The sequence below is a fragment of the Geomonas propionica genome (genome assembly GCF_016458235.1).
Classification (GTDB): domain Bacteria; phylum Desulfobacterota; class Desulfuromonadia; order Geobacterales; family Geobacteraceae; genus Geomonas; species Geomonas propionica.
This window is the reverse complement of sequence record NZ_JAEMHK010000018.1, coordinates 101853-112043: the sequence shown is the minus strand read 5'-3', so window position 1 is coordinate 112043 and position 10191 is coordinate 101853. Positions and strand designations below refer to the sequence as shown.

General features: G+C 58.9%; 6 protein-coding genes. 3 read left to right on the top strand and 3 right to left on the bottom strand.

Annotated elements, in window-relative coordinates:
* The first annotated feature begins 206 nt into the window (after positions 1-206).
* Positions 207-926 (top strand): AzlC family ABC transporter permease, encoded by a 720-nt coding sequence (locus tag JFN90_RS19890; RefSeq protein ID WP_199396868.1) that lies wholly within the window; start codon positions 207-209, stop codon positions 924-926.
* On the top strand, positions 910-1221 hold the full coding sequence (locus tag JFN90_RS19885; RefSeq protein WP_199396867.1) for an AzlD family protein: 312 nt from the start codon (positions 910-912) through the stop codon (positions 1219-1221). Before JFN90_RS19890 ends, JFN90_RS19885 begins: the two co-directional genes overlap by 17 nt.
* A gap of 219 nt (positions 1222-1440) precedes the next feature.
* On the opposite strand, the gene JFN90_RS19880 is transcribed toward JFN90_RS19885, so the two are convergent.
* A complete protein-coding gene (locus JFN90_RS19880; protein WP_199396866.1) occupies positions 1441-5112 on the bottom strand; it encodes a CARDB domain-containing protein in 3672 nt (1223 codons plus the stop codon).
* 565 nt (positions 5113-5677) lie between these two features.
* Here JFN90_RS19880 and JFN90_RS19875 point away from each other — a divergent pair.
* Entirely contained in the window at positions 5678-6514 is an 837-nt protein-coding gene (locus JFN90_RS19875) for a hypothetical protein (protein WP_199396865.1), read from the top strand.
* Positions 6515-6548: 34 nt separating this feature from the next.
* Here JFN90_RS19875 and JFN90_RS19870 read toward each other — a convergent pair whose 3' ends face one another.
* On the bottom strand, positions 6549-7226 hold the full coding sequence (locus JFN90_RS19870) for a four helix bundle suffix domain-containing protein (RefSeq protein WP_199396864.1): 678 nt from the start codon (positions 7224-7226) through the stop codon (positions 6549-6551).
* A 62-nt stretch (positions 7227-7288) separates the two neighbouring features.
* Entirely contained in the window at positions 7289-10075 is a 2787-nt protein-coding gene (locus JFN90_RS19865) for a GPMC system transcriptional regulator (RefSeq protein ID WP_199396863.1), read from the bottom strand.
* Positions 10076-10191 lie beyond the last annotated feature (116 nt).

Below are 10191 nucleotides of genomic sequence, written 5' to 3'. Positions count from 1 at the left end.
GAAGAGTTCGAACAGCAGGAGTTTAAGATGGCAGCATAAGGGTTTTTAACGTGTCCTCTATTGCGAAGACAGGTCAAGTCGTCGAGCCCCCACACAATACCCCCTCTTTTTTAGTTCCATCTGTATCTGTTGCCCATCACCCCATAGTAGTAGGCTGCTGACTCAGGATGGAAATCGCCCGTTGTCCCCAGCCCCAAGGTGGAACTATGAAACAAAGAAAACCGGAGATGATGAGGGGAGCCAAGGCCAACGTGCCTGTCGCCACCAGCGCGATGGCCTATGGCAGCGTGCTCGGTGTGCTCGCCGCCCAGAAGGGTCTGAGCTGGCTCGACATGATGTTCATGAACACCGCGGTGTTTGCCGGTGCCGCCCAGTTTGTCATGGTTGACATGTGGTCGACCCATATGCCGATCTTCGAAATGTCCCTCGCCGTACTGGTGATCAACCTGCGCTACCTGCTGATCGGTGCCTCCCTGGACCCGCTCTTCTCCGGTCGCGGGCTGTTGCACAAGGTGGGGATGATGCACCTTGTAGCCGACGAGAACTGGGCCGTCACCATGTCCGAGCAGAGAACCGGCACTGCCACCACCTGGTTCCTCTTCGGCGGCGGCGTTTTCCTGTACCTCGCCTGGAGCAGCGGCACCCTGATTGGTCTTCTGGGCGGTGGCTTCATAACCAGGCCCGAAGACTACGCCCTCGATTTCGCCTTCACCGCCGTCTTCACGGCGCTAGCCGTCGGGTTGTGGCGCGGCAAGAACGACGTGCTCCCCTGGATCGTCGCCGGGGCAGCCGCGTTGTTGGCCCACAAGTTCCTGCCGGGTAAGTGGTACATCGTTGCGGGAGGATTGGCCGGCGCAATCAGCGCCATGTTGGGACCGGGCGAGATCGAAGAGGTGGAGGAGGTGGAAGATGTTCCCAGCCATTGAGCCGCAGGTGCTGATCGCCGTAGGTCTGGCTGCCTGTGTGACCTATTCGTTGAGGCTGGGTGGGTTGCTGATGGCGTCGCGTTTTCCGCGTTCCGGTCGTTTCCGGCGCGGCATGGACGCTCTGCCCGGCGCCCTATTGTTCTCGCTCGTTTTGCCGTCCATTGTTGCCGAAGGCGTGTGGGGCCTCATGGCCGCCGCCCTTACCGCCCTAGTCGTCCTTCGCACCCGCAACACCCTCGCCGCCATGCTTTGCGGCATGCTGGTCATCTTCGCCGTACGCAAGATGGGCCAGTAGCACCTGCGCCGAATAACTGATGTGAAAAGGGGAGCCGCAACCGGCTCCCCTTTTTGTTACTGTCCTTGAAAGATGATCGGCTTCAGTGGCTGGAACAGGGTGCAGAGCAAAGCTGAGAGCCGAGCGACAGCTTGAGGTAGCCGCCTCCGGATGCTGCGCACCTACGTGGCTCACCAAGAAGAAGGGGGGCTGTTAGCCCCCCTTCTGACCCCGGTTAAGCTACCGCAGGGGCACCTGGTTTCCAGCTAGGGTGTTGTTGTTCTCCACGGACTCGACAACGTAGTTCGGATAATCTATGTATCCTCCTACGTAGTAGTCTCCCAGCGGTATCTGCGTGGGAAGAGGGGCACTTCCCCTCAGCGTGGTTTCCGAACCGCCTCTCAATCCGGAGTAAAGCGCCGTTTGCAGCGCCTTCATGAGGTAGTCCGAGGTGGTTATGTTGCTATCGGCGGAAAGATAGAGATTGACCTGGATGACCCCGAAACTTGCCGGGTAGGCATAACCGTTGCCGTTGTTCTTGATGGTCACCTCATAGTCGATATTGCTGCCGTTGACCACCCCGTTCACGTAAGTTACCACAAGATCGTTGAAAACCGGTATCGGCGTGGGGGTGCTCAGCGTGTTGTTGGACTCAGTGCTTTCCTTTACCAGGTCGCTGGGGTCGACGATGGCGCCGACGTAGTAGTCGCCGCTTGGGATGTTCATCCCGGGGATATCCACCGTGCCGGTCAGGGTTGTCGAGGCGCCACCCCGTAAGCCGGCGTAGAGCGGCGTCAACAGCGCGACGATGCGGTAGTCGGCACTGGTAATGGTGTTGTCGCTGGAGAGGTACAGGTTGATGGGGATGTTGCCGAAGTTCGCAGGATAGACGTAGCCGTTTCCGTTGTTCTTGATGGTCACCGTGTAGGTGAATTTACCGGCAGCCACGCTCCCAGACACCGCGGTGACCTCCAGGTCGTTGGTGACGCTTATGGTGTCTACGGTGCTCAGCGTGTTGTTGGACTCAGTGCTTTCCTTTACCAGGTCGCTGGGATCGACGATGGCGCCGACGTAGTAGTCGCCGCTCGGGATGTTCATTCCGGGGATATCCACCGTGCCGGTCAGGGTTGTCGAGGCGCCACCCCGTAAGCCGGCGTAGAGCGGCGTCAACAGCGCGACGATGCGGTAGTCGGCACTGGTAATGGCGTTGTCGCTGGAGAGGTACAGGTTGATGGGGATGTTCCCGAAGTTCGCCGGATAGACGTAGCCGTTTCCGTTGTTCTTGATGGTCACCGTGTAGGTGAATTTACCGTCAGCCACGCTGCCTGACACAGTGGTGACCTCCAGATCGTTGGTGACGCTTATGGTGTCTACGGTGCTCAGCGCGTTGTTGGACTCAATGCTTTCCTTTACTAGGTCGCTGGGATCGACGATGGCGCCGACGTAGTAGTCGCCGCTCGGGATGTTCATCCCGGGGATATCCACCGTGCCGGTCAGGGTTGTCGAGGCTCCGCCCCGTAAGCCGGCGTAGAGCGGCGTCAACAGCGCGACGATACGGTAGTCGGCACTGGTAATGGCGTTGTCGCTGGAGAGGTACAGGTTGATGGGGATGTTGCCGAAGTTCGCCGGATAGACGTAGCCGTTTCCGTTGTTCTTGATGGTCACCGTGTAGGTGAATTTGCCGGCAGTAACGCTCCCAGACACCGCGGTGACCTCCAGGTCGTTGGTGACGCTGATGGTATCAGGCGTGCTCACCGCATTGTTGCTCTCGTTGCACTCTTTAACCGAGTCGCCAGGGTCCACTATGGCGCCGACGTAGTAGTCGCCGCTCGGGATGTTGATGCCAGGGATATCCACCGTGCCGGTCAATTTCACCTCGGCGCCGCCCTTTAGTCCTGAGTAGAGCGGAGTCACGAGCGAAACGATGCGGTAGTCGGCACTGGTAACAGTTGTATCGCTGGAGAGGTACAGGTAGACCGGGATGTTGCCGTAGGGCGTCGGGTAGGCGAAGCCGTTGCCGATGTTTTTGATGGTCACGGAATAGGTAAATTTACCGGCAGCAACGCTCCCGGAGAGAGCCGTGACCGTGAGGTCGTTGCACAGGCCCATCGGGCCGCTGATTCCTACGTTGTTGTTCTCGTCATACTCGGTGACGTTATTGGCGGGATCGGCGATCGCCCCCAAATAATAGGTCCCGTTCGGAATGGTCGAGGGAAGATCGATAGTGCCGGTCAGCACGGTGTCGGTGTGGGCTGCCAGACCTGAGAGGGGCACGTTCTTCATGTAGTAATCGGACCCGTCGATGGTGGTATCCGAAGAAAGGTACAGGGTGGTGGTGAAGGACCCGGCAGCGGTGTTCCCGCGGTTTTTGACCGTAATCGAGTAGGAGAGCTTGCCCTCGCTGATGGAAGCTGAGGCCTGGGGGATCAGCAAGTCGGGCTGGGACGGAATGATGGCTATTGGATACGACTTGCAGTTTGCTGCATCGTAATGCTGTTCGAAAATGACGTTGTCCGGATTGGCGCAGGCCGTGAGGGTGTAGTCGCCGGCGGGGACGTTAGTGTCGATGGTAATGGGATAGCTCCTGGCAGGGGCGCTTGTCTGCGGCTGCAATCCCGGCACGTCACCTTGCGGGAAGGACTTGACCACGCTATCGCCCTGGTAGAGGTAGAAGCCAATCTTGGATTCCGGCGCCTCTCCATCGCCGTTGTTGCTTACGGTGGCATCAACGTTGATCGTGCTACCCATCACGGCGGTAGCCGGTCCTGTCAGCGGGTCGAGGACGAAGTCGGGGTACCACAGGTACTCCAGTTTTAATTTATCCACCTTAGGCGTGCTGAGCCCGTCGGAGGAGAGCTTCACCTGGATCTCTGCGAAGCGTTGGACGGGAAGGTTCAAGTCCATGACGCTTTCGCTGCCGTTGCACGGTGCGGAGAACCAGTCGGTGGTCGAAGCGCCGGGGCCCTGGTAGGGCGCGGTGTCGAGGCCCCCGGAATCCGCGGAGGACCTCATCTGGAACTCCACTTTGTCGTTAGGGGCGGGGGCGTCGCAGGTCCAGGTGACGCGAGTGTTGCTGGCGGCCTTCTTGCCGTCGGCGCGCAGACCCACACCATCCGGGCCGCCCAGCTGGTTGATTACTTCCGTCACCTGCAGGTCTTCGATGTTGTTATTGCTGTCGAGCACTGTCACGAACTGGTTATGCTTGCTGGTCAAGTAGACTTTGTTCGTCACGGCGTCGAAGGCGGCGGTGGTGGCGCCTGCCACTACGGGTTTAGTTGCGAGCAGCGTGTCGGTCGTGGCGTCGAAGATGGAAACGGTCTGGTCAGCGAGGTTAGCAATGTAGACCTTGTTCTCCGTCTGGTCCCCCGAATGGTACTTGTACAGGGCTGCGTAGGCGCCGCCGGTGCTGCCGCTGGTGAGAGGGGGGCGGGTGGCGGTGGGCATCTCCGGGTAGTTGTCGTCGATGATGGTGACGTGGTTGTCGTCGTAGTGCCCGACGTAGATCTTACCGTCATGCGAGTCGTAGACGACGCCGGCCACCTTGGTGGAAAGGGGGATGGTGGCGATTTTCTGCTTGGCCGCGGTATCGAGAACCACGATCGAGGTGCGGTCGACTCCGGTGGTGTAGATCCTGTTGGGGGTGGCGCAAGAAATAGTTGCGGTGGTGAGGAAGTCCCTGGTCACGCCTATCTTGAAAAAGCCAGGTTCGCTGGCGGTGTCGATGTTGGTCCGGGTGGTTGGTGTGCCGATGGTAGATCCGTTGCCTTCGAAATCCTCCTTGGTGTCCCATACGCCGACAGGCGGTACCGTCGCTCCTTGGGCAGTAGCCGCCACTCCCCACAATGTCGTCATGGTCAGCAGGACGGCAAGGGAACGCCTAAATGGTAGAACTCTTTTCTTTTGTCTCAGCATTTCTCCTCCTTGGAATGGATGCATTGCTTTGCCACAGCATAACTGCTACTTGCTCTTCCGCCGCCTCTCCTATTGGCCAGTGCAGGCTGTGGCGGAAGCTCTTTAAGCAAACCTAATGCCTTCATTCAAATGTTTTGCGCTAATTATGCTGAGGGCACGCCAGTCGGCGAAGGTTTCGTTGCTAGCACAGGGTGTTATCCTTGGCGCAGAGCATAAGGGAGAGATCGATGTACCGTGAAAACCGTATACGGTTGAGATTATATATTTGCGCCTTTTAACTGATGTCGCCGCGTAATGGCAGTATTTTCCCTAGCTGCGCGTATCTTCCTAATTCGAGCGCGCGTCGGCGCTTCAGTTGCGGGGACTCTGGGGGATGGGGTTCGGCCGGTGCCGGAGACTTAGTCGGGGGAGGACATGTTCGACGGAGAGGCTGACACCGGAGGAGAAAGCAAAGCTGATGTGAACCGCGCGTTGCTCCTTCGCCCGGCGATGATACAATGTGCCGCTATGCCGTAATCACGATGTTTCCTGCGTCCAACAAAGAAGGTAACCGGAGGCGCATGCCATGACTTGGGAACCAATGACGCTCGATGAATTTGCGAAATTCCAGAAAGCATCTGGCGTAAAGGTCATAAAAGTAGGAGATGTCTGGTGGAGACAAGTCCATCCCTTCTTCTTCAGACCCCTGTTCCCTTTCGCCGAAGTGGCTCCTGGACGGAGCCGATACCCTTTACCGTCGCGCATCGGCGGTGTCATTCACATGGTCCCAGCCGGGGCGCCCAGCAACAGCTTCATGAACATGTTTGTGTACGACCAGCTCAAGGACTACAGCCTGGACGGTGTGGGTGCAAAACAAAGAAATATTATAAAAAAGGCACTCTCCAACTTCACCGCTAAGCGGATCACCGACCTGGCAGAATTCGTAGATAGCGCCAGCCCTTTGTACATTTCCTTTTACAGCAGAACCAAATACTCCTACCACAAGGAGCGGCTGCAGAGAGAGAAATTCAGAGCTTGGGCGAAGCCCATCTTCGAATATGATAAAGTCGTCGTAACGGGTGCCTACCGACAAGAAAAACTTTGCGCCATAGACATATCCTATCAGGTGGAGAACGTCATCATCGACGATGTGTTCTTCTCAGACACGGAGAGTCAGGCTCTAAAGGTGACTGACTTCATCGTGCACACCCTCAGAGACTATGCACGAACTTCCGATGCCGGCCTCATGTTCAGAGGCTTTCCGACCGGCAAGCAGAGTTTGGACAACTCCAAGATCACCCGGGGCTGTAGCATCCATAACATGGCAGCTTTCACCAAGATCAATCCGGTTGCTCTTCATCTAGCGAAGGCGCTGCTGCCTGAGGGGTATCAAAAACTGCTAGCCGTGACGGCTCCCCTGTAGGATTTGGCGGGGGGCGGACCTACCAGATACATCCTCACTGCCCTTTCTTTTGATGCCCTCGTACCATAAGCCGAGCGTGGGTCATCCGCTCACGGAGGCCACCGTCTTTGAGGTAGGATTTTTCGAGTCCTTTAAGCTGTTGGTCGAGGAGGAAGTTCGCCTGGTGGATGAGGCAGATGGCTATGTTGGCCACTACTTCGGCGGGGCGAGTTTCGGTGAAGGCGCGGAAAGGCTCGAAGGTGAGGGGGGTGCATCTGCCCAGGTTGCGGACGTACTCTGCTTCACGGCCATCTTTGCTCCAGGCGTGAAGGTCGCGGGCGGAGAGGTAATCGCGGTAGTCTTCCAGCAATTCTTCCAAGCTGGCGCGGGCGACGTGGGTAAGTTTTATCTCGGTTTCTTTGGAGGTTGTTGCGGCCTTGCTGCCTTCGATGATGTTTTGTTTGCCGGAGCGGGCGGCCTGCACCATTTGGTCGACGGTGCGGTCGCCCCTTGAGAGGAAGCGGTGGCAGAAGCGGTAGGTTATTTCGTAGATGACTACGGCTTTCTGGTAGGAGAGCAGAGTGCGGTAGTCGCCGCGAGGGGGCAAAAGGCGAGAAGCTTGGTGGGGGTCATGGGATGCATGGGAATCCTGGGAGTCATGGGACTGCTCATGATCCTCCGCTTTCACATGTTTCCCATCACTCCCATGATTCTCATGGTTCCCATTTTTCATAAACCACCTCCGGTGCCGTCTGCGGCGCCCTCGGTGATGTTACCAAACTTTCCCCCGCCAGCTTAAATCTTCACCGTCTTGTAAAGGAAGTTCTTAAACCGGAAGAACCTCTTCCGCTCTTCTTCGTCCTCCTGTGGGGAGCCGGTGACGGCCTTTAGGTGCCGGGCGACTTCAGGCATGCTCTTGCCGGCTACACTCCGGCTTCTCTCCACTACCAACCGCACCACGTCTTTGGAAATCCTGCTCTGTGAGTAGGGCTCATACACACATTCCCAGAAATCCTTCCCCGCTTCTATGTCGCTCAAGATGTCGCTGGCCACTTCCTCGGCCAACAGCTCAAACGCGGGTACCACCTGCTCGCGGGAACCGTCTCTGATGGCCTTCCTGATGTCGTCACCGGTCACCATCTTGCCGGTCCTGAAGAACAGGGCGCGCAGCAATATACTCCTCAACTCGCGGATGTTCCCTTTGTAGTTGTGCCCCACAAGAGCTTCCTTGGCGTCTTTGGAGAGGCTCGGTTCATCGTCGCGCCCGGCCTCCTCGGTGCTTCTGTAGGTCCGGTACAGCTTGCCCAGGAAGTGGGTGGAGAGGTCGGGGATGTCTTCGCGCCGCTCGTTCAAGGACGGCACCACCACGGAGAGCTCGGTGAGCCGGTGGAACAGGTCCTCGCGGAAGTTGCCGAGGGCGATCTCCTTCCTTAGGTCCTTGTTGGTGGCCGCTACCAGCAACACGCGGCTGATCCTCTCCCGGTTCTCGCCCAAGCGGACGAAACCGCCGTTGTCGAGAAAGCGCAGCAACTGCACCTGGGTCTTCGGGTCGGCGTCGCCGATCTCGTCGAGGAAGACGATGCCGCCGGAGGCCTCCTCCAGGATCCCCTTCCTGTCGCTGTAGGCGCCGGTGAAGGCCCCTTTTATGTGCCCGAAGAGTTCGGAGTAGGTGAGATCTCCGCTGTAGGCGGCGATGTTGGTCTTCTTGACGGGGAGCTCGCCGTCGGGGTTGATCTGTTGCCGGTACAGCTCGTTCAGCTTGTTGTACAGGTTGTTGAAGAAGAACTCCTTACCCGCGCCGGTCGGGCCGAGTACCAGGATGGAGGGGAGGCCGATGGTGGCTTCCTGCAGCACGTGGCGGCTCCAGAGGGCGATCCGGTTGGAGAGCGGTTGCGCCACGGTGTTGATGAAGGCGACGATCTCCTGGGCTTTGCGGCTGTTGCCGATGATGTTCCCCAGTCGATACGAGGAAACCTTGGGGTCCTTGTACGCGATGTCGCTTTGCAGCTTGTTCACCTCGGACTGCAGCCGCTCGATGCGCTGGATGTCGGAGATGTGCCGCGAGGTGAGGCGGTCGATGATCTGCAGGATGCGCTTGTGTTCTTCGGTGAAATACCCTTCCTGCAGCGAGTTGAGGCAGATAACGGCGATCACCTCGTCGTCGCTGATCACCGGGACGGCCATCTCGCTCTTGATCAGTTCGTTCATGGGGCGGTGGAAACCCTCGTGCTGCGAGGCATCGGTCACCTGCCCGATGATCTTGGGCTCCTTGGTCCAGGCGACGTAGCCGGTGAGGCTGCGCTCTTGCGCGGGCAGGTCGCTCCCGCCGATCCTGAAGGGAGGAATCTTTTTCTTCAGCCATTCCTTGTTCTTGGCGCCGACGATGGTCCCTTCCTCGTTCTCGACCACCAGATACTTCTCCCCCTCGCGCTCCAGCACGATGGCGATGCTGCCGGTGTCGGCGCCGATCAGTTCGGTTGCCTTGGAGAGCACCTTGGTCAGGAAGGGGTGCAGCCCCTCGTTTCGTTCCTGCAGCAGGTCGGAGATCTCGGAGAGGACCTTGATCTCCAGGTGCTCGCCGCCGACCTCGTTGATGACGCGCTCCACCATCTCGGCGTGGGTCTGCAGCAGCCCCTCCTCGAATTCGGAAAAGCTGGCGAGCTGGCGCGTGAAGTAGTTGATCAGGCAGATAAGTCGCCGCGTGCCCGGCTCAATGCGCGGCACCATGTACAAGGTTCTCAGCCCCATCTCTTCGGTGAGTGCCCGGCGTTGGATGGTCTGGTCCTGGAGGTCGGCGATGAAGAGCGGCTGCAGGAGCTGGTCGTCGGTCACCACCCCGGCCTCATTGACGTAACGCGATACCAGCGAGGTGCCGTGTTTGAGGTCGATGCTGCCGACGTTGTCGTAGCGGGCTTTGAGGTCGGCGTCCTCGGCGTGGCTCGCCAGCACCTCCATGCCGCCGCGCGCCGGCACCAGCACCGAGGCGAGGGTCAGCCCGTCGATCAGGTTGACGGCCGAGCGCACCATGAAGCCGGCCGCCTCCCTTCTCTTGTAGACCTCGACCCGGCGTGCCAGCAGCAGTTGCTGATGGTACTTCCGGGCATGGTCCACCCGCTCACCCGCCCTGGCCAGGAACGGCACCAGCAGCTCGATCCGGTCCCGGGACAGGAGTTCCCCATCCACACAGACGACGCCGATCGACTTGCCGTCGTTGGTGATGGGGAGCATGGTGGTGCCGTCGATCATGAAGCGCCGCGAGAATTCCTGGTCCAGTGGAAGCCCACTCTCCGCGGGGAGCAGGAACTGGGACGGCATTTGGGTAACGAAGGTGTTGGAAACGCCGGCCTCGGCGGAGATGATGGGGAAGGTTTCCTGGCGTATCTCGGCAGCGAAGCTGCCGCAGGCAAAGGCGCAGGAGAGGGCGCCACGGGTCAGGTCCTCGAGGTAAATGCGCACCCGTTCCTGGTCGGAGACCAGCCGTGCTCCCTCACCGACCAGGTGTAGCATCTCGTCCAGGTTCTCCTTGCCGAAAGAAGTGATGCGATCGCCTAAGGTCTTTAGTTGTAGCTCCGTTACGGACATGCGAGCCTCTGAGTAGAAAAATTACACACGTGGAGCACACTAGAGGAATTGATGGCGGGTGTCAAGGGGGAGTGGTGGGAGTGGTGGCCGAAGGGCCGAAGGTTGAGCGGAGGGCG